This window comes from Streptomyces flaveolus (genome assembly GCF_000716535.1).
Taxonomy (GTDB): domain Bacteria; phylum Actinomycetota; class Actinomycetes; order Streptomycetales; family Streptomycetaceae; genus Streptomyces; species Streptomyces flaveolus_A.
The window spans coordinates 46,856-71,821 of record NZ_JNWV01000035.1 but is presented as its reverse complement, the minus strand read 5'-3'; the positions used below and the strand labels follow the sequence as shown (position 1 = coordinate 71,821).

At 72.7% G+C, this 24,966-nt stretch carries 20 protein-coding genes; 7 read left to right on the top strand and 13 right to left on the bottom strand.

Annotation, left to right across the window (positions count from 1 at the left end; genetic code table 11):
* Positions 1-79 precede the first annotated feature (79 nt).
* Complete coding sequence (locus tag OO52_RS33360; RefSeq protein ID WP_030650762.1) at positions 80-484, top strand: hypothetical protein; 405 nt, start codon at positions 80-82, stop codon at positions 482-484.
* A gap of 110 nt (positions 485-594) precedes the next feature.
* Positions 595-2,010, top strand: coding sequence for a S28 family serine protease (locus OO52_RS33355; protein ID WP_030650759.1), 1,416 nt, complete (start codon positions 595-597; stop codon positions 2,008-2,010).
* A gap of 46 nt (positions 2,011-2,056) precedes the next feature.
* On the opposite strand, the gene OO52_RS33350 is transcribed toward OO52_RS33355, so the two are convergent.
* The 3 genes from OO52_RS33350 to OO52_RS33340 form a co-directional block, all read right to left on the bottom strand.
* Positions 2,057-6,199, bottom strand: coding sequence for a trypsin-like peptidase domain-containing protein (locus tag OO52_RS33350; protein WP_030650757.1), 4,143 nt, complete (start codon positions 6,197-6,199; stop codon positions 2,057-2,059).
* Positions 6,192-6,509: a CU044_2847 family protein gene (locus OO52_RS33345; protein WP_030650754.1), complete on the bottom strand. Its 318-nt coding sequence runs from the start codon at positions 6,507-6,509 to the stop codon at positions 6,192-6,194. The genes OO52_RS33350 and OO52_RS33345 overlap by 8 nt, the downstream gene beginning before the upstream one ends.
* A gap of 123 nt (positions 6,510-6,632) precedes the next feature.
* Entirely contained in the window at positions 6,633-8,522 is a 1,890-nt protein-coding gene (locus OO52_RS33340) for a glycoside hydrolase family 3 protein (protein WP_030650751.1), read from the bottom strand.
* 178 nt (positions 8,523-8,700) lie between these two features.
* On the opposite strand from OO52_RS33340, the gene OO52_RS33335 reads away from it, so the two are divergent.
* Entirely contained in the window at positions 8,701-9,297 is a 597-nt protein-coding gene (locus tag OO52_RS33335) for an alpha/beta hydrolase (protein WP_030650748.1), read from the top strand.
* Here the strand turns inward: OO52_RS33335 and OO52_RS33330 are convergent.
* From OO52_RS33330 to OO52_RS33310, 5 genes are all read right to left on the bottom strand, one after another.
* Entirely contained in the window at positions 9,272-10,513 is a 1,242-nt protein-coding gene (locus tag OO52_RS33330; protein WP_030650745.1) for an MFS transporter, read from the bottom strand. The genes OO52_RS33335 and OO52_RS33330 overlap by 26 nt on opposite strands.
* 122 nt (positions 10,514-10,635) lie before the next feature.
* The gene (locus OO52_RS33325) at positions 10,636-11,436 is read right to left on the bottom strand and encodes a sugar phosphate isomerase/epimerase family protein (protein ID WP_030650742.1); all 801 of its coding nucleotides are present in this window, start codon (positions 11,434-11,436) and stop codon (positions 10,636-10,638) included.
* A gap of 461 nt (positions 11,437-11,897) precedes the next feature.
* Positions 11,898-12,824 carry a bifunctional helix-turn-helix transcriptional regulator/GNAT family N-acetyltransferase gene (locus tag OO52_RS33320; RefSeq protein ID WP_030650738.1) on the bottom strand — a complete coding sequence of 309 codons (927 nt, stop codon included), beginning with the start codon at positions 12,822-12,824 and terminating at the stop codon, positions 11,898-11,900.
* A 77-nt stretch (positions 12,825-12,901) separates the two neighbouring features.
* Entirely contained in the window at positions 12,902-13,498 is a 597-nt protein-coding gene (locus tag OO52_RS33315) for a dihydrofolate reductase family protein (RefSeq protein ID WP_030650737.1), read from the bottom strand.
* A 164-nt stretch (positions 13,499-13,662) separates the two neighbouring features.
* Positions 13,663-14,709: a LacI family DNA-binding transcriptional regulator gene (locus tag OO52_RS33310; protein ID WP_030650734.1), complete on the bottom strand. Its 1,047-nt coding sequence runs from the start codon at positions 14,707-14,709 to the stop codon at positions 13,663-13,665.
* Between the two features lie 235 nt (positions 14,710-14,944).
* Between OO52_RS33310 and OO52_RS33305 the strand changes: the two genes are divergently transcribed.
* From OO52_RS33305 to OO52_RS33295, 3 genes are read left to right on the top strand one after another with little or no spacing between them, the layout of a single operon-like run.
* Positions 14,945-16,096 (top strand): Gfo/Idh/MocA family protein, encoded by a 1,152-nt coding sequence (locus tag OO52_RS33305; protein ID WP_030650731.1) that lies wholly within the window; start codon positions 14,945-14,947, stop codon positions 16,094-16,096.
* The gene (locus tag OO52_RS33300) at positions 16,093-17,244 is read left to right on the top strand and encodes a dihydrodipicolinate synthase family protein (RefSeq protein ID WP_030650727.1); all 1,152 of its coding nucleotides are present in this window, start codon (positions 16,093-16,095) and stop codon (positions 17,242-17,244) included. The genes OO52_RS33305 and OO52_RS33300 overlap by 4 nt, the downstream gene beginning before the upstream one ends.
* The gene (locus OO52_RS33295) at positions 17,241-18,080 is read left to right on the top strand and encodes a sugar phosphate isomerase/epimerase family protein (RefSeq protein ID WP_030650724.1); all 840 of its coding nucleotides are present in this window, start codon (positions 17,241-17,243) and stop codon (positions 18,078-18,080) included. The genes OO52_RS33300 and OO52_RS33295 overlap by 4 nt, the downstream gene beginning before the upstream one ends.
* 186 nt (positions 18,081-18,266) lie before the next feature.
* Here the strand turns inward: OO52_RS33295 and rbsD are convergent, their stop codons facing one another.
* From rbsD to OO52_RS33270, 5 genes are all read right to left on the bottom strand, one after another.
* Positions 18,267-18,656 (bottom strand): D-ribose pyranase, encoded by a 390-nt coding sequence (gene rbsD, locus OO52_RS33290; RefSeq protein ID WP_030650721.1) that lies wholly within the window; start codon positions 18,654-18,656, stop codon positions 18,267-18,269.
* Positions 18,653-19,555, bottom strand: a complete 903-nt coding sequence (locus OO52_RS33285) for a ribokinase (protein ID WP_030650718.1) — start codon at positions 19,553-19,555, stop codon at positions 18,653-18,655. The genes rbsD and OO52_RS33285 overlap by 4 nt, the downstream gene beginning before the upstream one ends.
* A gap of 81 nt (positions 19,556-19,636) precedes the next feature.
* Positions 19,637-21,586, bottom strand: a complete 1,950-nt coding sequence (locus tag OO52_RS33280) for an ABC transporter permease/substrate-binding protein (RefSeq protein WP_030650715.1) — start codon at positions 21,584-21,586, stop codon at positions 19,637-19,639.
* Positions 21,576-23,096, bottom strand: a complete 1,521-nt coding sequence (locus OO52_RS33275) for a sugar ABC transporter ATP-binding protein (RefSeq protein WP_030650712.1) — start codon at positions 23,094-23,096, stop codon at positions 21,576-21,578. The genes OO52_RS33280 and OO52_RS33275 overlap by 11 nt, the downstream gene beginning before the upstream one ends.
* Positions 23,093-24,151, bottom strand: a complete 1,059-nt coding sequence (locus OO52_RS33270) for a LacI family DNA-binding transcriptional regulator (RefSeq protein WP_030650709.1) — start codon at positions 24,149-24,151, stop codon at positions 23,093-23,095. The genes OO52_RS33275 and OO52_RS33270 overlap by 4 nt, the downstream gene beginning before the upstream one ends.
* 228 nt (positions 24,152-24,379) lie before the next feature.
* Here OO52_RS33270 and OO52_RS51055 point away from each other — a divergent pair, with 228 nt between their 5' ends.
* Entirely contained in the window at positions 24,380-24,778 is a 399-nt protein-coding gene (locus OO52_RS51055) for a hypothetical protein (RefSeq protein ID WP_158712588.1), read from the top strand.
* The last annotated feature ends 188 nt before the right edge of the window (positions 24,779-24,966 follow it).

The window sequence follows — 24,966 nt, the reverse complement described above, 5'->3', positions numbered from 1 at the left end:
GTGCAACCATCCGACACACCCGTGCGTCCGTACATCAGTACGGACACGGGGGTGCGTGACCGGGACGGGGAGGACGACAGTGGACAGTGGTGCGATACGCCGGCGACCGCGCAGGCGACTGGCGCTCGCTGCGGCCGTGCTGGCCGCGTCCGGGGTGCTCGGGCTCACGGCGACGGGTGCCGCGCAGGCCGAATCGGCGAGCGGCTGCGCCGGGCGCGAGGTGCGGACGCTGCCGTTCAAGTCCGGCGTCACCCACGTCTACAAGCGCGACGGCTACGTCTGCGCCGTCACCGTCGCCAGACAGCCCGGCCCCACCCGGACCATGTCGGTCAGCGTGCAGGCCCGCGGCAACCGGCCGGTCGTCGACAAGGGCCGGTACAAGCACCACGCCGGGCCGGTGACCGTGCACGCCGGCCACCGCTGCGTGTGGATCAAGGGCTCGGTGGGCAGGTACTCGGTCAGCTCGGGCTGGATCCTGTGCTGAACGCGGGCCGTATGCCCGGCCGTTGATTCGGAGCGTTCAATTCCCTCTGGTGGGACGGCTGTTGCTGGGATAGCTTCCGGCGCACATCTGTCTCACAGGGGAGAGTGCGCATGCGCAAGGCGCTCAGGTGGCTGCTGGCGCTCACGGTGTTCATAGGAACCCTGAGCACGGCGGCCGGCGCGGCCACCGCCGCCGAGTCCGAGCCCACCGACATCAAGGACCGGCTCCTGTCGATACCCGGCATGAGCCTCATCCAGGAGAAGCCGTACCCCGGCTACCGCTACTTCGTCCTGAACTACACCCAGCCGGTCGACCACCGCCACCCCGACCGGGGCACCTTCCAGCAGCGCATCACCGTGCTGCACAAGGACACCAGCCGCCCCACGGTCTTCTACACCAGCGGCTACAACGTCTCCACGACCCCCTCGCGCCGCGAGCCCACCCAGATCGTGGACGGCAACCAGGTCTCCCTGGAGTACCGCTTCTTCACCCCGTCCCGCCCGGCCCCGGCCGACTGGTCCAAGCTCGACATCTGGCAGGCGGCGAGCGACCAGCACCGCGTGTACGAGGCCCTGAAGCCGGTCTACTCCGCCAACTGGCTGGCCACCGGCGGCTCCAAGGGCGGCATGACGGCCACGTACTACGAGCGCTTCTACCCCCGTGACATGGACGGCGTGGTGGCCTACGTCGCCCCCAACGACGTGGTGAACAAGGAGGACTCGGCGTACGACCGCTTCTTCGAGCGGGTCGGCACCGAGGAGTGCCGGGACCGGCTGAACGCCGTCCAGCGGGAGGCGCTGGTGCGGCGCGAGCCGCTGGAGAAGAAGTACGCCGCGTACGCCGCCGAGAACGGCTACACCTTCACCACCGTCGGCAGCCTCGACAAGGCCTACGAGGCGGTCGTCCTCGACTACGTCTGGGGCTTTTGGCAGTACAGCCTCCTGAAGGACTGCGACACCGTCCCGGCGGACGCGGCGACCGCGACCGACGAGGAGATCTGGAACTCGGTCGACACGATCTCCGGCTTCTCCGCCTACACCGACCAGGGCCTGGAGACGTACACCCCGTACTACTACCAGGCGGGCACGCAGCTCGGCGCCCCGACGATCCACTTCCCCCACATCGAGCGGAAGCTGATCCGCTACGGCTACCAGCCCCCGCGCAACTTCGTCCCCCGCTCCGTCCCGATGCGCTTCCAGCCGGACGCGATGCGGGACGTGGACACGTGGGTCCGCCACCACGCCGACCACATGCTCTTCGTCTACGGCCAGAACGACCCCTGGGGCTCGGAACGCTTCCGTCTCGGCGCGGGCGCCCGTGACTCCTACGTCTTCACGGCACCCGGGGCGAACCACGGCGCGAACGTGGCGGGCCTGGTCCCGGAGCAGAAGTTGCTGGCCACGGCCCGCATCCTGAAGTGGGTAGGCGCGTCCCCGTCCACCGTGGCCCAGGCGAAGCCACTGGCCGGGCACGACGCGAAGCTGGACGCACGCGACACGGAGAGGGAGCCGGCCCTGCGGCCGTAGCCCTCGTCGAGGGAAGGACGGGCGGCGGGCCCGGGGTGGCCCGCCGTCAGTGCGACGGGCAGACGGGGCCGACCGATTGGCCGGGCAGGTACGAGGTGCGTTCCTGCGGGGTGAGGTCGCGGGCGACGGCACGACAGATCTTCCGGACCGCCGCGGCGGGCCGGGGGAGATCGACGTTCCACAGCCGCGCGGTGAAGTCGAGGCTGGCCGTGGCGAGAGTGTGGCCGCGAGGGCTGAACGCCACATCGGTCACCGTGTAGGTGTGTCCGGTCAGCGTGAAGAGGGCCTTGCCCGAGCCGGTGTCCCACAGCCGCGCCGTGTGGTCGCTGCTGCCCGTGGCGAGGGTTCCGCCATCGGGGCTGAAGGCCACGGCGTAGATCTCCTGCGTGTGTCCGAGCAGGGTGGCACGGGTCCTGCCGGTCGTGGCGTCCCACAATCGGGCCGTCTGGTCGCCGCTGCCGGTGGCGAGAGCCTTGCTGTCGGGGCTGAACGCCACCGAGTTGATCCGGCCGTTGTGTCCCCGCAGGATCCGGCGGAGCCGGCCCGTCCGCGCGTCCCACAGCCGGACGGTGTAGTCGTAGCCGCCGGTGGCGAGGGTCGTGCCGTCCGGGCTGTAGGCGACCGCGAGCACCTGATCCGTGTGACCGCTCAGGGTGTGGCGCAGCCTGCCGTCGGCGACGTCCCAGAGCCGCACGCTCTGATCGGCGCTGCCGGTGGCGAGCGTCCTGCCGTCCGGGCTGAAGGCCACCGCGTCCACCGAGTCCTTGTGCCCCCGAAGGGTGTGCAGGCGGGCACCGGTCGCCACGTCCCAGAGTCCCGCGGTGCCGTCGAAGCTGCCGGTGGCGAGGACCTTGCCGTCCGGCCTGAACGCCACCGAGCTGACCGTCATGGCGTGTCCCCGCAGGGGCGGCCGGGCCTTGCCGGTGGCCACGTCCCACAGGCGTGCGGTCGAGTCGACGCTGCCCGTGGCCACCATGCCGCCGTCGGGAGCGAACGCCACCGACGTCAGCGAGTCGGTGTGACCCGTCAGCGTGGTGCCGGTCCGCTCGGCGGACACGTTCCACAGCCGTACGGTGTGGTCCCGGCCGGCGCTGGCGAGCGTCCTGCCGTCCGGGGCGAACGCCGTCCCGAGCACATGGTCGCTGTGCCCCGACAGGGAGGAGACCGTCGCACCGGTGCTCACGTCCCACAGCTTGACGGCGTAGTCCCCCAGGTAGCTCGTGCCGCCGGTCGCGAGGGTCCTGCCGTCGGGACTGAAGCTCACCGAATCGGTGTCGGTGGACAGTTCCGTGCGCGCCCTGCGGGTGTCCACGTCCCAGATCAGCACGGTGGAGTCGGTGCCGCCGGTGGCGAGGTGCCGGCCGTCGCGGCTGAACGCCACCGACGTGACGGGTGCGGTGTGCCGCTTCAGGACGTGGGGTGTCCCGCCGGCGGTCGTGTCCCACAGCCGCACGGTCCGATCGGCGCTGCCGGTGGCGAGCGTCCTGCCGTCCGGGCTGAACGCCACGGAGGTGACCAGCTCGGTGTGTCCCCGCAGGACGTCACCCGCCTTGTGGGCGACCAGGTCCCACAACTGCACGGTGTCCTGGCGGGCGGTGGCGAGCGTCCTGCCGTCCGGGCTGAACGCCACGGACGTCACCTCGCCGTCGTGTCCCCCCAGCCTGGCCCGGGGCGCGCCGGTGGCCACGTCCCACAGCCACGTCGTTCCGTCGCGTCCGGTGGTCGCCAGCGTCGCGCCGTCGGGACTGAACGCCACGGCGTACACCTGGTCGGTATGTCCCTTCAGCACGTGGCGTGTCCGGCCGGTGGCCGGGTCCCACAGCCGTGTCGTGCGGTCGTAGCTGCCGGTGGCGAGCGTCCTGCCGTCCGGGCTGTACGCGACGGCGGCCACCGCTTCGGTGTGACCGGACAGGCGTCGCCGCAAGGGCAGCGAAGCGGCGGTGCGAAGGCTCTGGAGCGCCTCGGCCGTGGGGCTGGTGCGGTAGGCCTGGATGGCCAGCAGCGAGGCCAGTTCGGCGTTCGTTCCGCGGATGGTGTCGGACTGGGCGGCCAACTGCCGTGACAGCGCCGCCTGCCGCTCCTCGACCGCCGTTCGCCGCTGCCAGAACGCCACCCCGCCGGCCAGCAGCGCCAGCACCAGCAACGTCGCCAGCACGGTGATGACGTGGGTACGGCGCCGGGCCGCCGCCTCCTGGTGACGGCGGCTCGCGGTGAGGTACGCCGCGATGTCGTCCGGCAGTCCCCACCGCCCCGACCACTTGATGCCGTCCGCCAGTGCCGTGCCGGCGAGGAGGTCGCCGGGGTCGTGTTCCTCGGACCAGCGCTGCTCGCTCTCCCGGGTGCGCTCCAGCCACTCGTGGAAGGCGCGGTCCCAGTCGAGCCATTTCCGCAGGGAGTCCCAGTCACGGATCAGGGCGTCATGGATGAGTTCCGCCACCGGTACGCCCGGAGGGGCACCGGGCCGGTCGTGTTCCGGGAGCGTCTGCGTGGTGATGATGCGGTGGCGGGCGAGGGAGGCGATGACCGCGTCCACTTCGCCGTCGGGCACGTGGCCCGGCCCGGCCCCCAGGTCGCGCAGTTCGTCCAGCGGAACCTGCGCGCGGACGGCCGGGATACGCCGGCCCGGGTCGGCGGGACGCACCAGCGAGGTGAGGACGCTTCTCGCGATCTCCTCCTGGCGGGGCGACATCTCGTCCAGCGCCCTCTCGCACCACGTCGTCAGACTGCCGCTGACCTCCCCGATGTTCCGGTAGGCGTCATGGGTGAGGAACCCGTCCTGCCGGCGTTCCCACAGCTGCTCCAGGGTCAGCTCCAGCAGTGGCAGCACGGTGGCCGGCGCCTGCCGCTCCGTGGCGGTCCCGGGACTCGTGGCGAGGACGTCGGCGATGAGCCGCTCCGGCAGTCCCGGCTGGAAACGCAGCCCCACGTCGTCGGCGGGCAGTGTGATGATGGCGCGCAGGTCGTCCTCGCTCAGGGTGCCCGGCACGTTGAGCGGTCCCGGCATCGCCGCGTCCAGCAACGTGGGCGTCTGTGCGGCCAGTTGGGGATAGAAGTCGTCCCGCATGACCAGGATCACGCTGAGCGGGGCGTGCGAGCCGGCCAGCGCGGTGAGTTCCTCGGCGACGGCCGTGCGCTGCCGGCGCCGGTCCTCGGAGGACTCGGTGAGGAACTCCTCGAACTGGTCGACGACCAGCAGGACCCGCTCACCGGCCGGTTCGGCCGCGAGTCTGCGCCGGGCCGCGGCCACGATGCCGTCGCGTGCCGCACCCGGCAGCCCGGCCCGCTCGATCTCGGCCGCCAGATCCTGCCTCGGCCGGACCAGCACCGGCAGCCACCGGTCACTCCCCGGCACCGCCCCCTCGGCCAACGCCGGCAGCACACCCGCCTGGATCAGCGACGACTTGCCCGAGCCGGACGGCCCGAGGAGCAGGGTCAGGCGGCGCCCGCCCGCCAGGTTCGCCAGTACCTGCCGTACGGCCTCGCCCCGCCCCTGGAACCAGGGCGCGTGCTCCGCCGTGAACGGCTCCAGGCCCCGGTACGGGCACACCTGCCGTGCGGTCAGCCCCGGGTGGATCTCGCGCAGGACCTCGGTCGGGGTGGCGTAGGCGATGTTCTGTCCGCGAGCGAGCGCGTCGGGCGCCGTGATCGCGGTGAGCATGCCGATGACGAGGCCGGTCCTCAGATCGAGGACGGGCCCGCCGCTGAAGCCGGTGGTGAGGTCGTTGGCCTCGGTCAGCTGGAGGAGCCGGCCCCGGTTCGCGGTGGCCGTCAGCGGGTCGCCCGCCCGGCCGTAGCCGGAGTGCCCGGTCGGCGGTGCCTGCGCCGGGAAGCCGTACGACCGGACCTCGTGGCCCGCGCACCCCTCCGCGGAGCCCAGCGGCAGGACTCGCGTGCCGGGTGGCGCGGCCTGCAGGCGTATGAAGGCGACGTCGTCGTTCTCGGGCGCCCGCCAGTCCTCGACGCGTCCCTCCAGCCGGTCGGCCCCCGGCACGTTCGGGAACGTCAGCAGCACCGGTTCCCCGGGCCCCGCCCCGGCGGCCCGTACGACGTGTGCGCAGGTGACGAGGAGGTCCTCGGCGACGAGGAAACCCGCCCCGGCCACCCTCCCGTCCGGGGCGCGGAGCTCGGCCACCGCCCTCGGGAGGACCGAGGGCAGCCCTTCGTCCGCTCCTCCGGCGGCGCTAGCCATGCGCGTCCTGCCAGGACATCGTCACCTGGAGGTGGCAGGTGGCCCGGCCCTTGGTGATCACCGCCCCGGCCTCGACCGCGAGGTCCACCCCGAACTCGACGGTGATCCCGTCGGGCCGGGCCTTGCGCAACTGCGCCAGGGCGGTCTGCGCCGCTTCGGTGACCGGTTCCAGCGCCTCCTGGAGGGTCCGCGGCGCCTCGTGCAGGAACTCCCCGGCGCGCCCGGCCTTCACCGGCCCCTCCAGGCCGACCGGTGCCTCGACCAGGATGTAGCCCCCGTCCTCCAGCGGGATCCGGGTCAGGAGTGTCACGGCGCCTCCTCCGTCGCGTGGGGGCGTCGGCTCCCCGTCCCGGCCAGGATCGGTCATCCCTGGCATATGCCGCAGCCGGAAGGGGGCCGTACGGAGGAGACGCCGGACGGCGGGCGGGTGCCGCTAGTAGGTCAGCCCATGGCCGATCGGGTACAGCACCCGCTCCGGGTCGTCCGCCCGCTGCACCGGCACCGGCAGCTTCCCGCGCGGTCTCACCCGGCCGGCGATCACCCGTGCGGCGGCGCGCACTTCGACGTCCGTCCAGCAGTACGTGGCCAGGCAGGCCCGGACGGACGTGAGCTGCGCGATGTCGTACGGGTTGCGGACGGCCAGCGCGACCACCGGCCTGCCCGTGGCCAGCAGACGGTCCACCAGGGTGCGCTGGGTGCTGGACGCCGTCACGTTGTACGTGGCCACGATCACCGCGTCCGCGTCCCGCGCGGCGGCGACCGCCTGGTCGATGGCCGCCGCGGAGGGCGAGGTGCCGGTGGACAGGGCCGTCGCGGTGAAGCCCAGTTCGGTGAGGGCGGCGGCCAGCACGCCGGTGGGCGGGCCGGTGGTGCCGGACGGGGAGGCCGGGTCGGCGCCGACGACCAGGAGTTTGCGCTGCGTGCGGCGGTCGAGGGGCAGGGTGGCGTCCTCGTTGACCAGCAGGGTGGTGGTGCGTTCGGCGATGCGGTCGGCCGTGGCCAGGTGGGACTTCGTGCCCACCGTGCGGTCGACGGCCGCCGGATCGGCCCAGGGGCGGTCGAAGAGTCCGCGCCGGGCCTTCAGGCGCAGGATGCGCAGGATCGATTCGTCCAGGCGGGCCTCGGTCAGCTCGCCCTCCCGCACGGCCTTGAGCACCGCGTTCCAGGCCACGTCCAGCGACGGCGGGTTGAGCAACTGGTCCACCCCGGCCTTGAGCGCGAGCACCGGCACCCGGTCGTCGCCGTACTTGGTGCGCACGCCCTGCATGCCGAGCGAGTCGGTGATCACGACACCGTCGTAGCCGAGTTCTTCACGCAGGATGCCGGTCAGGATCGGGCGGGAGAGGGTCGCCGGGTCGCCGGAGTCGTCCAGGGCCGGGAACTGGATGTGCGCGGTCATGATCGAGTCGATGCCCGCCCGGATCGCGGCCCGGAAGGGCACGGCGTCCAGTTCCTCCCACAGTTCGCGGCTGTGGGTGATGACCGGGAAGCCGTAGTGGCTGTCGACGGCGGTGTCCCCGTGGCCCGGGAAGTGCTTGGCGGTGGCGGCGACCCCCGCGGCCTGATAGCCCTTCACCTCGGCGGCCACCAGCCCTGCCACGGCCTCCGGGTCGGCGCCGAAGGAGCGGACGCCGATGACCGGGTTGGCCGGGTTGACGTTCACGTCGGCGTCGGGGGAGTAGTCCTGGTTGACGCCCATCGCGCGCAGCTCGGCGCCGGAGATCCGGCCCAGGGCGCGCGCGTCGGAGCGGGAGCCGCCCGCGCCGATCGCCATGGCGCCGGGGAAGAGGGTGGCGGGCTTGCCGATCCGGCACACCGCGCCGTGCTCCTGGTCGGTGGCGATGAGCACCGGCAGGCCGCGCGGCTGGTCCAGGGAGGCCCGCTGGATGCCGTTGGACAGGTCGGCGATCTGGTGCGGGTCGCGGGTGTTGTGCGCCCAGGCGAAGTAGATGATGCCGCCGACCCGGTACTTGGCGATCAGTTCCGCGGCGGTGCGGACGCCGATCTCCGTGAGGTTGGCGTCGACGTCCGCCTGGTCCGGGGCGGTGGCGGAGTGGCCGTAGACCCGCATCACGAAGAGCTGGCCGACCTTCTCCTCCAGCGTCATGCCGGAGATCAGGGCGCGCAGCCGGCGGTCGTCGGGGGTGGCGGCGTGGGCGGTCGTCGGTACGGTCAGCGCGGCGGTGAGGCCCGCGGTCGCGGCGAGGACGGCGCGCCGGGACGGCCGCGCGGTGCGTCTGCCCGCACCCGCGGAGTTCTCCGTGCCTGCCGTGCCGGTGCCGCTTCCCGTGCCGGTGTCGCTACCCGTGCTGGTGTGGTGCACGTGCGCTCCTTCCAGAGGAGAACCGCTGAAGGAAACTTCCGAGGAGTCACCAATATCCGGGAAGTTTCTTTCCGTCAAGGGAATGCACAGTAACCACGAAGGGGCGGCCGGACGCGCATCAGCGGGGCGCGTCCGGACGCGCTGGACCGGTGGACCCCGGCCGTAGAGGATCACCGGCATGACCACACGCGCGTACCTGATCCTGCACGGCTGGCAGAACCACCGCCCGCCGGAGCACTGGCAGCACTGGCTCGCCGACCGGCTCACGGCCCTCGGCCACCGGGTCGGCTATCCGCAGCTGCCCGACGCCGACGACCCCGATCTGGACGTCTGGCTCGGCGAACTCGCCCGCCACCTGGAGGAGTTGCGCGACGGCCCCGGCGAGCGGGTCGTGGTGGCCCACAGCCTGTCCGCCGTGCTGTGGCTGCACGCCGCCGCCCGGGGCATGAAGCAGCAGCGGTACGCGGACCGGGTGCTGCTCGTCTCCCCGCCGTCCGGTTCCGTCCTGGCCCGGTACCCGGAGGTGGCCGCCTTCGTCCCGCCCGCGCTCGACTTCACCCTGCCCGGGCCGGCGCGGCTGGTCGCGGGCGACGACGACCCGTACTGCCCCGGGGGCGCGGACACGGTCTTCGCCGAGCCCCTCGGCATCCCCGCCGACATCCTGCCCGGCGCCGCCCACCTGGACCTGGACGCGGGGTACGGCCCCTGGCCGGCGGTCCTGGACTGGTGCGTCGGCGGCACCGCACCGCTCACGGCGCGTCCGGCACCGCGCTAGCCCCGTCCCGCAGTTCGGGCGTCGTCGTCGCGACCGCCGCCACCGCCAGCACGCACAGCAGGCCGCCGCTGATCAGGGCGGTCGTGCCCGAGGTCCAGCCGGCGAGCAGACCGCCGCGCGCGTTGCCGAGGCTGGGGCCGGCCTGGCCGACGATCTGCTCGGCCGCCGTCACCCGGCCGAGCAGCGCGTCCGGGGTGCGGGTCTGCACGATCGTGGAGCGGGAGACCACCGCCGTGGCGTCCGCCGCGCCGGCCAGCGCGAGCAGGGCCAGACCGGTCCAGGGGTCGCCGGCCAGGCCGAACAGCACCAGGGCCGCGCCCCAGGTGGCGGACGCGCACAGCATCACCGGACCGGGCCGGGCGAGCCGGGTCAGCGGGCCGGACAGCGCGGTCGCGGCCACCCCGCCCACCGCCAGCGCCGACAGGAACAGGCCGAGGGTGCGCGGATCGTCCCCGAACCGCTCCGCGTTGACCAGCGGGAACAGGCTCACCGGGAACGACAGCACGGTGGCGGCGAGGTCGGTGATCAGCGCACCCCGCACCACCCGGTGCCCGGCCAGGAACCGCAGCCCGTCCAGCACCCCGTGCAGCCCGGCCCGCGACGGCTCGCCCTGCGGCGGCAGCGCCGGCAGCCCGCGGGCGCCGTAGAAGGCGAGGCCGAAGCTGAGGGCGTCCAGCAGATAGCAGACGCCGATGCCGAACCAGCCCAGCAGCAGCCCGGCCAGGGCGGGGCCGAGCAGCATCATCGACTGACCGGTCACCTGCTGGAGCGCCAGGCCGGCGGCCACCTGTTCCTTGGGCAGCAGCCGTGGGACGAACACCCCGGCGGCCGGGGCGCCGAGCGCGCCGAAGCCCGACTGCACGGCGACGAGCAGCAGGACGGCCACCGGCGGCACATGCCCGGTGAAGCCCTGCACGGCCAGCAGCAGCGAGCAGACCGCCTGGCCGACGGTCGCCGCGAGGAAGACGCGGCGCCGGTCGGCGCGGTCCACCCACGCCCCGGCGAACAGCCCGAACACCACCAGCGGCAGCGCCTGGGCCAGCCCGACGGCGCCGGTCCACGCGGTGCTGTGGGTCTGGTCCCAGACCTGGTACATGACCGTCACCATGGTCATGAACCCGCCGAGCACGGACACGGTCCGGCCGATCAGCAGCCGCCGGAAGACGGGCGAGGTGCGCAGGGGCCGTACATCGACGAGCGAGCGGGTGAGGCTCATGAGCGGAAACGGGCGCACGGCCCCGGTGGCTGGATCACCGGGGGAGGGTAACCGGCCGCCGGCGCCCCGGCCAGCGAATTCCGCGCGGGCGGTGGCTCTCCGGGGGCGGACCGGCCGGCGGACTAGGCAGCCTCGCCCAGCATCCTCAACAGATGCTCGCGGCCGGCACCGAGCAGCCCCGGGAGCGGCGCGGCCCCCTCGTACCAGCGCTTCTCGTACTCCCAGCACAGCCAGCCGTCCCAGTGGTGCCGGGACAGCACGTCCACGCACTCGGTGAGCGGCAGCACTCCGGTGCCGAGCGGCAGCGGGGTGGTGTCCTCGGCGGAGGCGATGTCCTTGACCTGGACGTAGCCCAGGTGCGGGGCGAGGGCCGCGTAGGTGTCCGACGGCTGCTCACCGCCCAGCCAGGTGTGCATCACGTCCCACAGCGCGCCCACCTGCCGGTGCCCGACCGGGCCGAGGATCCGGATCGCGTCGGCGCCGGTGCGGTGCGAGTCGTGGGTCTCCAGCAGGATCCGCACGCCCAGCGCGGCGGCGTCCTCGGCGGCGGTGCCGAGCCGCCGGGCGGCGATCGCGTCCGACTCCTCGCGGGGCCGGTCCGGGTCGGCGCCGGGGAGGACCCGGACGAACGGCGCGCCCAGGTCGTGGGCCAGCCGAAGGAGGTCCCGGATCTCCGCGAGTACGGGCGCGTCCTCGCCCGGGGCGGCGACGCGCGCGTACCCGGCGAGGGCCAGCACCTCGACCCCGGAGTCCCGGAACAGGGCCGCGGTCCCGGCGCGTTCGGCGGGTGTCAGGCCCGGGTGCACCGGCTCCTCGGGATGGGCGCGCAACTCGACACCGTGGTAGCCGTGCGCGGTCGCGAGCGCGAGGACCTCCGGAACGGGCAGGCCGGGGACACCGAGAGTGGAGAACGCCAGCTTCATGGGCAGGGACCCTACTCGCCCCACCCGCCACTCGCCTGCTCCGCACGACGCGAGCCGTCGGCCTCGGCCGAACTGGTACCCGGCATCCCGCGCACCACTCACCTGATGCGGGGCGTGGGTGTGCCGGGTACTGGTCGGGGGGCGTGGTGGTGGGGGGCGCCAGTCCCGGCCGACTGGGACCCGGGCCCCGCGTGTCGCTGACCTGAGTGGGAGGTGTGCGCCCTGGTTCCGGCCGACGCGGCGGCGGGGCCATCAGCACGCGCGGCAACCACCGGCAGCGCTCGCCCGGTCCGTCCAGCTCCGTGGACCGCGGTGAGGAGGCCGCCGGTCTTGCGAGGTCCGGTCGAGGGGTTCGCGGTGAGGGAGCCACCGGTCTTGGCCGATCGAGGCTCTGGATTGTCGTGCGTCACTGGCTTGAAGCGGTGGAGGTGTCGGCGCTGTTCGGGGATTGACCCCGTGCCTCACTCGCCCGCCCCGCGCAGCGCCAGCCGCCAGTCCTGGCCGACCAGGTCCTTGCCGAAGGAGCGGTGGGACCGCTCGGCGACCAGGGCGAACCCGTGCCGCTGGTACAGCCGGCGGGCGCTGTCCAGCACGTCGTTGGTCCACAGCACCAGGTCCCGGTAACCGGCCCCGCGGGCGAAGTCGATCACGGCCCGTACCAGCCGGTCGCCGATGCCGTGCCCGCGCGCCTCGGGCTCCACGAGCAGCAGCCGCAGCCGCGCGGTGCCGGGCGCGTCGTCCCGTACGCACATCACACAGCCCACGGGCCGCCCGGCCAGCTCCGCGATCCACACCCGCTCCAGATGCGGATCGTGATCCTCCGCGTAGTCGGCGACGATCCGGGCGACAAGCCCCTCGTACTCGGCGTTCCACCCGTACTCGGCCGCGTACAGGGCGCCGTTGCGCTGCACGATCCATCCCAGCTCCCCGGCCCGCGGCTCCCGCACCACCACGTCCGCGGCCTGCTTCTCCCCGCTCAGGATGTCCCGGATGGTCCGCATGGCCTCGGCCAGCCGGGCCCGGTCCGCCGGAGCGACGCCGTCGAGCAGCGCCCCGACGGACTCCCGGGCCCGCTCGTCCAGCAGCGCGGCGGTCTCACGTCCGTGCGCGGTCAGCGTGATACGGCGCCGTCGCGGATCGTCCTGCGACGGCGCCCGTCCGATCAGCCCGCTTTCCTCGAACCGGTTCAGGATCCGGCTCAGGTACCCGGCGTCGAGCCCCAGCCCACCGCGCAGGTCGGCCGCGTCCAGATACGGCGCGTGCGCGAGTTCGTACAGCACGCGGGCCTCGGTCAGGGTGTACGGGGCGTACAGGTGGCGCTCGTAGTCGAGGGCGCCGATCACACCCGTGTAGAACCGGTTGAAGGCGCGGACGTCCTGGACGGTCATGATCGCCCCCGGATGCTTGACCCAGTCAGAGATCCTGCGCCTCCGAGCCTAGGCCGCCCGCGCGCCCCCGTCCACGCCTACGACCGCTCGGCCGGCCGGTACACGTTCACCTGCGCCCCGGTCTTCGCGGTGGCCGACGACACCAGCTCCCAGCTCCGCTGCCCCCCGTCGGCCGGGAAGATCGACTTCCCGCCGCCGAGCAGCACGGGCATGACGACGAGCTGCAACTCGTCCACGAGGCCCGCCGCGATCAGCGCCCGCACCAGCGTGGGGCTGCCCATCATCGCCAGATCCCCGCCCTCGGCGGCCCGCAGCTCCCGCACCTTGTCGAGGGCCTGCGCCCCCGGGATCCGCACGGTGTTCTCCCAGCTCAGCTCGTCCTCCGAGAGGCTGTCGGACACGACGTACTTCTTCATGGAGTTGAGCCGGTCGGCGAACGGGTCCCCCGCCCGCTCCGGCCACGCGGCGGCCATCGTCAGATACGTCCGCCGCCCGTACAGCAGCGCCTCGGCCTTCTCCAGCCCCGCGGCGAAGGCTCCGCCCACCACCTCCGGGTCGAAGAAGGGGTGCGACCACCCACCGTGCGCGAACCCCCCGTCGGTGTCCTCCTCGGGCCCGCCGGGGGCCTGCACGACCCCGTCCAGACTGATGAATTCGGTGACGACGACACGCATGGGGTCCGCTCCTCGGCAAGTGTCCGTTGCTTACGACGATGAAGACGCCCAGCACCTCGAAAACTCATCGGTGCTGTCGAGAAAAAGGCAGCCCGGCCAACCCGGGCACCCGGCACCCAACCACAAACCCCCGCCCTCCGGCACCACCCCGACGCCCCGAACCCTCATTCCCGCGGAGCCCCGGAGGACCCGCGCACCATCAACTCCCCCCGCACCGAGGCGATCCCCCCGGGCGGCGGCTCCTCCCGCCCCATCGCGATGCGGCCGGCCCGCGCTCCCGCCTCCGCCAGCGGCAGCCGGACCGTCGTGAGGGAGGGCACCGCGTCGATGCTGAACGGCAGGTCGTCGAAGCCGGCCACCGAGACGTCCTCGGGGATCCGCAGCCCGGACTCCCGCAGCGCGGCGCAGGCGCCGAGGGCGACGGAGTCGTTCGCGGCCACGATCGCCGTCAACGAGGGGTCGCGGCGCAGCAGTTCCAGCGTGGCCTCGTGACCGGACCGGCGGTCGTAGCGGCCGTGGACCGTCCAGCGCGGGTCCTCCTCGATGCCCGCCGCTTCGAGCGCCGCGCGGTGGCCCTCCAGGCGGTGCCGGGTGGTCGTGCGTTCCTCGGGGCCGGCGATGTAGCCGAGCCGGCGGTGGCCGAGGCCGATGAGGTGGTCGGTCAGCGCACGGGCGCCGCCCCGGTTGTCGAAGGTCAGCGCGACCGCCTGGGTGTCCGGCGCCGGCGGGCGCCCGCACAGCACCACCCGGGTCCCGGCGTCCGCCAGCTTCCGCAGCTTGGCCGCGACCGCCGCCGCGTGCGGCGCGTCCTCCACGGCCCCGCCGGTCAGCACGACGGCGGCGGCCCGCTGCCGCTGGAGCAGGGTCAGATAGGTCAGCTCGCGCTCGGGGGAGCCGCCCGTGTTGCAGACCACCGCGAGGCGTTCGCCGCCCGCGCGCCCGCCCGGCCCGCCGATCTCCGCCTGGATCGCGCTCGCCATGATCCCGAAGAACGGGTCGGCGATGTCGTTGACGAGGATGCCGACCAGGTCGGAGGTGGCCGCGGCGAGCGCGCTGGCCGGGCCGTTGAGGACGTAGTCCAGCTCGTCCACCGCGCGCAGCACCCGCTCGCGGGTGGACGCGGCGACCGGGTAGTTGCCGTTCAGCACGCGCGACACCGTCGCGGGGGAGACCTGCGCGCGGGCCGCCACGTCCGCCAGGGTCACCGTCATCTCGTCGTCCTCCGGTCGCGCGTCGTCTGGTACGCCCTCGTAGACAGCGGGGCGTCCGTCCTGGTTCCGAGCAGACCTTAAGGCCACGACCCCCGGTTGTTCGCCCCCTCGAACAACTCGAAGCGGACACGGTCTTGTACAGACCACTCCCAGAGGCTAGCTTCTCCTCATGTAGAAAGCGCTTGCTATCCGATGGCTGAACTGCCTGCTCCACCGGCCCACGAAGGGGACTCACGTGACACGCAAGACGGTGCGTATCGCCATGAACGGCGTGACCGGGCGCATGGGCTACCGCCAGCACCTCGTCCGGTCGATCCTCGCCCTGCGCGACCAGGGCGGCCTCGACCTCGGCGACGGCACCGTGCTCTGGCCCGAACCGGTCCTGCTCGGCCGCCGCGAGCACGCCCTGCGGGAGATCGCCGAGCGGCACGGCCTGGACCAGGTCTCCACCGACGTGGACGCCGTCCTCGCCGACCCGACCGTCGACATCTACTTCGACTCCCAGGTCACCTCCGCCCGCGAGGAGGCCCTCACGAAGGCGATCACGGCCGGCAAGCACGTCTACACCGAGAAACCCACCGCCACCGGACTCACCGGCGCCCTCGCCCTCGCCCGCCTCGCCCACGACAAGGGCGTCAAGCACGGCGTCGTCCAGGACAAGATCTTCCTGCCGGGCCTGCTGAAGCTGAAGCGCCTCGTCGACGGCGGCTTCTTCGGCCGGATCCTCTCCGTGCGCGGCGAGTTCGGCTACTGGGTCTTCGAGGGCGACTGGCAGCCCGCCCAGCGCCCCTCCTGGAACTACCGCGCCGAGGACGGCGGTGGCATCGTTGTCGACATGTTCCCGCACTGGGAATACGTCCTGCACGAGCTGTTCGGCCGGGTCACCTCCGTCCAGGCCCTCGCCACCACCCACATCCCCCAGCGCTGGGACGAGAACGGCAAGCCCTACGACGCCACCGCCGACGACGCCGCCTACGGCGTCTTCGAACTGGAGGGCGGCGCCGTCGCCCAGATCAACTCCTCCTGGGCCGTCCGCGTCCACCGCGACGAACTGGTCGAGTTCCAGGTCGACGGCACCGAGGGCTCGGCCGTCGCCGGCCTGCGCAGGTGCCGCGCCCAGCACCGCAGCGCCACCCCCAAGCCGGTCTGGAACCCGGACGTCCCCGCCACCGAGGTCTTCCGCGACCAGTGGCAGGAGGTGCCCGACAACGCCGAGTTCGACAACGGCTTCAAGGCCCAGTGGGAGCTGTTCCTCAAGCACGTCTACGCCGACGCCCCCTACCACTGGGACCTGCTGGCCGGCGCCAGAGGCGTCCAGCTCGCCGAACTGGGCCTGAGGTCCTCCGCCGAGGGCCGCCGCATCGACGTACCGGAGATCTCCCTGTGACCATCCGACTCCCCGCGGCGGACGGCACCCTGCGCACGTACGAGCCGCGCACCGCACCCCTCTCCCTCGCCCCCGGCACCCCCTTCACCTCCCGTACGGTCTTCTCGGCCGCCCACGTCGTCGCCGACCCGTTCGCCGACGTCTCGCCCGACGCGCCCGCCGCCGTGGACTGGGACGCCACCCTCGCCTTCCGCCGCCACCTGTGGTCCCACGGGCTCGGTGTCGCCGAGGCGATGGACACCGCCCAGCGCGGGATGGGCCTGGACTGGGCGGGCGCCGCCGAACTGATCCGGCGCAGCGCCGCCGAGGCACGCTCGGCCGGCGGCCGTGTCGTCTGCGGCGTCGGAACCGACCAGCTCGCCGGGGGCGGCCTCGCTCGGATCCGGGCCGCCTACGAGGAGCAGCTCGCGGTCGTGGAGGAGGCGGGCGCCCAGGCCGTCCTCATGGCGTCCCGGGCCCTGGCCGCGACGGCGAAGGGCCCGGAGGACTACCTGGAGGTCTACGGCCACCTCCTGCGCCAGGCCGCCGAACCGGTGGTCCTGCACTGGCTCGGCCCGATGTTCGACCCCGCCCTGGAGGGCTACTGGGGCTCCCGCGACCTCGACGCGGCCACCGAGACCTTCCTGGAGGTCATCGCCGCGCACCCCGACAAGGTCGACGGCGTCAAGATCTCCCTCCTGGACGCGCGGCGCGAGGTCGACCTCAGACGGCGGCTGCCGCGGGGCGTGCGCTGCTACACCGGCGACGACTTCCACTACCCGGAGCTGATCGCGGGCGACGACCAGGGCTTCAGCCACGCCCTGCTCGGCGTCTTCGACCCGCTGGGCCCGCTCGCGGCCGAGGCGGTACGGGTCCTCGACACGGGCGACGCCCAGGGCTTCCGCGAACTGCTGGACCCCACGGTGGAGCTGTCCCGGCACCTGTTCCAGCCGCCCACCCGCTTCTACAAGACGGGCGTGGTGTTCCTGGCCTGGCTCGCCGGCCACCAGAGCCACTTCACCATGGTCGGCGGCCTCCAGTCGGCCCGCTCCCTCCCGCACCTGGCCCGCGCCTACGAACTCGCCGACGGTCTCGGCCTGTTCCCGGACCCGAAGCTCGCGGAGGAACGGATGAGGACCCTTCTGTCGCTGTACGGGGTGAACCGATGAGCACGGCGGAACTCGCGCGCTTCTCCGTCAACCAGATGACGGTCAAGCAGCTCTCGCTCCCGGAACTGGTGGACGCCTGTGTTGCGTTGGGCGTCCCCGGTGTGGGCCTGTGGCGGGAGCCGGTGCGGCGGTACGGCGTGGAGGCCGCGGCCAGGCTGGTGGGGGACGCGGGTCTGACGGTGACGACGCTGTGCCGGGGCGGCTTCCTCACGGCGACCGACCCCGTCGAGCGGGCCGAGGCGCTCGGCGACAACCACGCGGCGATCGACGAGGCCGCCACCCTCGGCACCGACACGCTGGTCCTGGTCTCCGGCGGACTCCCCGCCGGCAGCAAGGACCTGCGCGGCGCCCGTGAGCGCGTCGCCGACGCCCTGGCCGTCCTCGCCCCCTACGCGGCGGACCGCGGCGTACGCCTCGCCATCGAGCCGCTGCACCCCATGTACGCGTCCGACCGCTGCGTGGTCTCCACCCTCGCCCAGGCCCTGGACCTCGCCGAACGCTTCCCCGCGCACCAGGTCGGGGTGACCGTGGACACGTACCACGTCTGGTGGGACGACCAGGCGCCCGCCCAGATCGCCCGCGCGGGCGCGGCGGGCCGCATCCACACCTTCCAGCTCGCCGACTGGACCACCCCCCTCCCCGAGGGCGTCCTCAACGGGCGCGGCCAGCTCGGCGACGGTGCGATCGACATGCGCGAGTGGAAGGGCCGTGTGGAGGCCGCCGGGTACACCGGTCCCATCGAGGTCGAGCTCTTCAACGAGCGGTTGTGGGCGCGGGACGGGCGCGAGGTGCTCGCACAGACGGCGGAGCGGTTCGTGGAGCACGTGATCCGCTAGCCGGCCGCGCGGAGGAATTCACGGAAGCGGGTGCAACCATTCCGCCGCCTGTCGTGTCGTAACTGTCGTCGGAACCACGGGGGACCCGGGGGGGTCGGGTTCCGACGAGGGAGGGGAAACGCCGAGGGGGCGTCCCGGGCCCACGGGCCGGGGACGCCCCCTCGAAACGTGCCGGACGTCTCGGTCCTAGAAGAACACCCCGCAGCGCAGGAGGACGTTCGCGTACGGCCGGGCCTCGCCGGTGCGGACGATCAGCCGGGCCCCGGCCGACAGCTCCTTCAGCCGCTCGTGCGGGACGAGGGCCAGCTCCGGGAAACGGGCCAGAAGCAGCCCGGCCGCCGCCGGATTGGCCGCCCGCACCTCCTCCGCCGCCGTGGCGCCCTCCACCACCAGCTCGGTCAGCAGGCCGTCCAGCACCTCCGCGAAGGACGGCACACCGGCGCGGAAGGCCAGGTCCACCACCCGGGGGCCGTCGGGTATCGGCATGCCCGCGTCGCAGACCAGCACCCCGTGCCCGTGGCCCAGTTCGGCCAGGGCGCCGGAGAGATGCCGGTTGAGGATCCCCGCCTTCTTCACAGGGCCTCGACCTCCCCCGCCGTCGGGTACGACTCCTGCGCGCCCCGCCTGGTCACGGCCGCCGCGCCGACCCGGGCCGCGTAGGCCGCCGCGTCCGCCAGGTCCGCGCCGGACCCGAGCTTCCAGGCCAGGGCGGCCGTGAACGCGTCCCCGGCACCCGTGGTGTCCACGGCGTCCACCTTCACCGACGGCACCCGGGTCACCCCCGAGCCGTCGGCCACCAGCGCCCCCTCCGCGCCCAGCGTCACCACGACCGAGCGGGGACCCCGGGCGAGCAGCAGCCGGGCCCAGTCCTCGGGGTCGTCGCTCGCACAGGCGTCCCCGAGGACGACCCGTGCCTCGTGCTCGTTGAGGATCAGCGGGTCGCACGCCGCCAGCACCTCCGCGGGCAGCTCGCGCGGCGGCGACGGGTTCAGCACGAAGCGACTGCCCGGCGCCAGGGTCCGTACGACCTCCACGACCGTCTCCAGCGGGATCTCCAGTTGCGCCGACACCACCCGGGAGGCGTGCAGGACGTTCGCCGCCGCCCGGACGTCCGCCGGCAGCAGACGCGAGTTGGCGCCCGGCGACACCACGATGCTGTTGTCGCCGGACGGGTCCACGGTGATCAGCGCGACGCCCGTCGGGGCCCCGCCCACCAGCACGCCCACCGTGTCGACCCCGGCCGTGCGCAGGGAGTCGAGCAGCAGCCGGCCGTGGCCGTCGTCGCCGACCCGCGCCAGCAGGGCCGTGGCGGCACCGAGCCGGGCCGCGGCGACCGCCTGGTTGGCGCCCTTGCCGCCCGGGTGCACGGCCAGATCGCCGCCGAGCACCGTCTCGCCGGCGGCCGGCCGCCGCTCGACGCCGATCACCAGGTCGGCGTTGGCCGATCCCACGACCAGAAGGTCGTAGTCGTACATCAGTTGACTCCCCTGAGAGATGACGCCAGGCGGGCCGGCCCCGGAAGTGTCCCCGGGGCCGGCCGCCCGAGTCGCCTGTTGTCAGCCGTTGAAGCCGGCCACGTTGTCCTTCGTGACCACCTTCACCGGCACCTTCACCGTCGGGTCCACCTTGTCGCCCTTGACCGCCTTGAGGGCGTTGTCCACGGCGATCTTCCCGAGCTGCGAGGGCTGCTGGGCGACGGACGCGTACAGCGTGCCGTTCTTGACCGCGGTCAGTCCGTCCGGGGTGCCGTCGAAGCCGACGACCTGCACGGACTTGCCGGCCTTGGAGCCGAGCGCCTTGATCGCGCCCAGGGCCATCTCGTCGTTGGCGGCGATGACGCCCTGCACGTCCGGGTGGGCCTGGAGCAGGTTCGACATCACGTCGAGGCCCTTGGTCCGGTCGAAGTCGGCGGGCTGCTGCGCCAGCACCTGGATGCCCGGGTAGGCCTTGAGGCCCTGGGCGAACCCGGCCGCCCGCTCCCGGGCCGCCGACGTGCCCGCCTGGCCCTGGAGGATGACGATCTTGCCCTTGCCGCCCAGCTTCTCGGCGATGGTCTTCGCGGCCAGCTCACCACCGGCGACGTTGTCGGAGGCCACCAGCGTGTCCACGGACGCGTTGTTGACGCCGCGGTCGACGGCGATGACCGGGATCCTCGCCTTGTCGGCGGCCTTCACGGAGTTGCTCGCCGCGTCCGAGTCCACCGGGTTGACGATGATCGCGCCCAGGCCCGAACTGGTGAAGTTCTGGAGCTGGTTGGCCTGCTGGGACGCGTCGTTCTGGGCGTCGGTGACGGTCAGGTCCACGCCCAGCTTCTTCGCCTCGGCCTGGGCGCCCGCCCGGATCTGCACGAAGAAGGGGTTGTTGAGCGTGGACAGGGACAGACCCATCTTCGGGGTCGTGGACGACGACGAACCGCTGTGCAGGAACGAGGTCGCGCCGACGATGGCGACGGTCACCACGGCGGCGAGCGCGTACGTGGCCGCCTGCTTGCCCTTCGGCCCGCCCGTGCCGGCGGCCACCGGGGTCGCCCCGGCCTTGCGGCGCACGGTGTCCAGCAGCACCGCCAGCGCGATCACGACACCGATCACGACCTGCTGCCAGAAGGCGGAGACCGAGAGCAGGTTCAGGCCGTTGCGGAGCACCGCCAGGATCAGCGCGCCGATCAGCGTGCCGGACGCCTTGCCGGTGCCGCCCGCCAGCGAGGCGCCGCCGATGACGACCGCCGCGATGGCGTCCAGCTCGTAGCCGTCGGCGGCCTGCGGCTGCGCCGAGGACAGCCGGGAGGCCAGCACGATGCCCGCCGCGGCGGCGAACAGCCCGGACAGGGCGTAGATCGCGAGCTTCTGCCGCTTCACCCGGAGACCGGACAGCCGCGCGGCCTCCTCGTTGCCGCCGATCGCGTACATGGAGCGGCCGATGTACGTGCGTCCCAGCACGAACGCGGCGATCAGCCCCATCACCACCATGACCAGCACCGGCACCGGCAGCCAGCCGCCGAGGGTGTCCCCGAGGTGGGAGACCGAGTCCGGGAAGGCGATGGGGGAGCCCTGGGAGATCACCAGGGCCAGACCGCGGCCCACCGACAGCATGGCCAGCGTCGCGATGAACGGCGGCAGCTTGCCGTACGCGATGAGGAAACCGTTCACCAGACCGGCGACGATGCCGGTGGCGACCGCCATCAGCACCGCGAGCACCACCGGCACCCCGTGGGAGGTGGCGCTCCAGGCCAGCACGGTCGCCGACAGCGCGGCCACCGAGCCGACCGACAGGTCGATGCCCGCCGAGACGATCACGAAGGTCACACCGAAGGCCAGGATCGCCGTCACGGCCGCCTGGACGCCGATGTTGAGCAGGTTGTCCGTCGTCAGGAAGTCGCCGGACAGCGCCGACAGGGCGATGACCAGGACGATCAGCGCGGTGAGCGCGCCGTTGTCGAGGAGCAGCCGGCGCAGGCCGCCCGGGGCGCCACTCGCGCCCGCCGGCCTCTTGAGCGTGTCAGTGGCCACGGGTGGCCTCCTTGTCGGTGGTGGGGGTGGAAACGGCGAGCGCCATCACGGCGTCCTGGGTGGCCTCGTCGGCCGGGAGTTCACCGGCGATCCGGCCCTGGGCCATCACCAGCACCCGGTCGCTCATGCCGAGCACCTCCGGCAGATCGCTGGAGATCATCAGCACGGCGGCCCCGGCGGCCGTCAGCTCGTTGATGAGCTGGTAGATCTCGACCTTGGCGCCGACGTCGATACCGCGCGTCGGCTCGTCCAGGATCAGCATCTTGGTGTCGGCCAGCAGCCACTTGCCGATGACGACCTTCTGCTGGTTGCCGCCGGACAGGGTCCGCACGTGCTGCCCGAGGCCCGCCATGCGCACGCCCAGCTGCCCGGCGATCCGCTCGGCGGCGGAGTACTGCGCCTTGCGGTCCACCAGCCCGGCCCGGGTGGCCGACCGGAGGGTCACCAGGCCCAGGTTCTCCGCGACGGAGGCGTCCAGCACCAGCCCCTGGCCCTTGCGGTCCTCCGGCACGAGCCCGATCCCGGCCGCCATCGCCGCGTTCACGTCGTGCCGCTTGAGCTCGGCACCGGAGACCCGCACGACCCCGTGGTCGTACGGATCGGCGCCGAACACCGCCCGGACGACCTCGGTACGGCCGGCCCCCACGAGCCCCGCGATACCGACGACCTCGCCGGCGTGCACCTCGAAACTCACGTCGTGGAAGACCCCGTCGCGGCCCAGCCCCTCGACGGACAGCAGCGGGGCGCCCTTCTCCGGCCGCTGACGCGGGTACTGCTGCTCGATGGAGCGCCCCACCATCAGCCGTACGAGCTCGTCCTCGGGCGTGGCGGCGGGCACCTGCCCGACACTGCGCCCGTCCCGGATGACGGTCACCCGGTCGCCCAGGGCGGCGATCTCCTCCAGGTGGTGGGTGATGAAGACGATCCCCACGCCTTCCTCGCGCAGCGAGCGCACGATGGCGAAGAGCTTCTCCACCTCCTCCGAGGTGAGCACGGCGGTCGGCTCGTCCATGATGAGCACGCGCGCGTCCAGGCTGAGCGCCTTGGCGATCTCGACCATCTGGAGCCGCGCGATGCCGAGTTCCCGCACCCGCGCGCGGGGCGGGACATCGACCCCGACACGCTCCAGCAGCGTCGCGGCCTCCGCCTCCATCCGCTTCCGGTCGATCATCCCGAACCGGCGCGGCTGCCGCCCCAGGAAGATGTTCTCGGCGACGGTGAGGTCCGGCACCAGATTGAACTCTTGGTAGATGGTGGCGATCCCGAGGCGCTCGGAGTCCTGCGCACCGTGGATGCGCACCTCCTCACCGCCTACGAGAATCCGGCCGGCATCGGGGGTGTAGGCACCGGAGAGCATCTTGATGAGAGTGCTCTTGCCGGCGCCGTTCTCACCGAGCAGTACATGGACCTCGCCCCGGCGCAGGTCGAAGTCGACGCCGTCGAGCGCGACCACGCCGGGGAAGGTCTTGCGTATGCCCTCGATGCGCAGCAACTCGTCCGGGTTGCTCACGACGTGCTCCTTTGCACTGGGGAGGGGGACTGCGTGGGGGGTGCGGGGGTCTGGGAGGGCAGGAGCGCCTCTCCGCAGGAGCGGCGTACGACGAGCCGCGCGGGCAGGGTGACAGAGCGCGGGGTGCGCCCCTCGATCCGGTCGACCAGGGCCCGTACGGCGGCCCGCCCCAGCTCACCGGTCGGCTGGGCGATCGCGGTGACCGGCGGATCGGTGTGCACGAACCACGGGATGTCGTCGAACGCGGCCAGCGCGATGTCGTCGGGCACGCGCAGCCCGCGCGCGCGTACGGCGTCCAGCGCGCCGAGCGCCATCAGGTTGTCGGCGGCGAAGACGACCTCGGGCGGTTCCGGCAGGTCGAGGAACCCCTCGGTGACCTGCCGGCCGCTCTCGGCCTGGAAGTCGCCCTGCCCGATGTAGGCATCCGGCAGGGGGAGCCCGTACTCGGCGAGCGCGGCCCGGAACGCCTCCACACGCTCACTGCCGGTGGTGGTGGCGGCGGGCCCGGCGATGATCGCGAGCCGCCGGTGCCCGAGCCGGCACAGATGGGCGACGAGATCCCGTACGGCGGCCTGCCCGTCGGCGCGCACCACCGGCACGTCCACGCCGGGGATCCACCGGTCGACGAACACCATCGGCGTCCCCGCCCGGGCGGCGTCCAGCATCAGGGGCGAGCCACCGTCGGTGGGGGAGACGAGCAGCCCGTCGATGCGCCGGTCGAGCAGGTTCCGTACGTGGTGGTCCTGGAGCTCGGGCCGCTCGTCGGCGTTTCCGATGATCACGCTGTAGCCGAGCGCGCGGGCCTCTTCCTCGACGGAACGGGCCAGCTCGGTGAAGTAAGGATTCAGCACGTCGCTGATGACCAGCCCGAGGGTATGGGTCTGGTCCGTCCGAAGGGACCGGGCGACGGCGTTCGGCCGGTACCCCAGGGCCTCGACGGCCCCCATCACCCGCGCCCGCGCGTCGGCACTGACGGACGGATGCCCGTTCAGCACGCGCGACACGGTGGCCACGGACACGCCCGCCGCGGCGGCCACGTCCTTGATGCTCGCCATCGCCGGCCCCACCTCCTCGTGGACTCATGGAATCGATTACATCGCTGCCGTAGGGAGGATTGGAATCGATTACACGGGCTCGGGGCAAGGGGTCGAGGGTGGCCGAGACCCAATCGTGACCGGGGTGCGGAGGGGGCCTCCGGCCGGCACGGCCGGGGCCGGCCGCCCCGCCGGGACGGACCACCGGAATGGAAGGGTTTTCAGAATACAAACCACTCGACTCACAAGATGGCGACTGAAAAGCGAATTACACAAATGAAAAAACGCACTTCCAACGTTTCCCGCCGCGTCATGTTCACTCTTTTGCCGCGCATCTGGAGGAGAGGGGGCCGCGTTAGCTCGAATATGACGACAGCAAGGTTCCATGGCTTGCCTCACCGCGACGCGAGGAAAGACAGTCTGTCTGCGGGCCGTGTTGTGACGGCGGGAAAGTATATTTACACACCTGGTGTTGCACGCTCGCTCGAGGCGCGTGGCACCTTGCGTGGGGACGGCGTGCGCATCGAACCCCACGCCACCGAGTCGCTGCTCCGCGAGTTCCTCACGCTATTGGAAGCGGTCCAGGAGGAACTTAATCAACGATGGACCGCCCAGGCAAACTCTGACTGTCACGCGGATCGCGTCTGACGGGGGTGGATTTCCATGAACCACGACTATGCGGGTTCCTCCTTCGCTCGGCGTGAACGGTATGCGGACACACCCCCTTACACGGTGGGTACCGTCTGGCACGGCAGTCCTGTCGACGCCCTGGACTCAGAGGCGCTCCTGGTGCCCCCGGACTCGGGCTGGGACCCGGCCGAGGAACTCGCCTACCT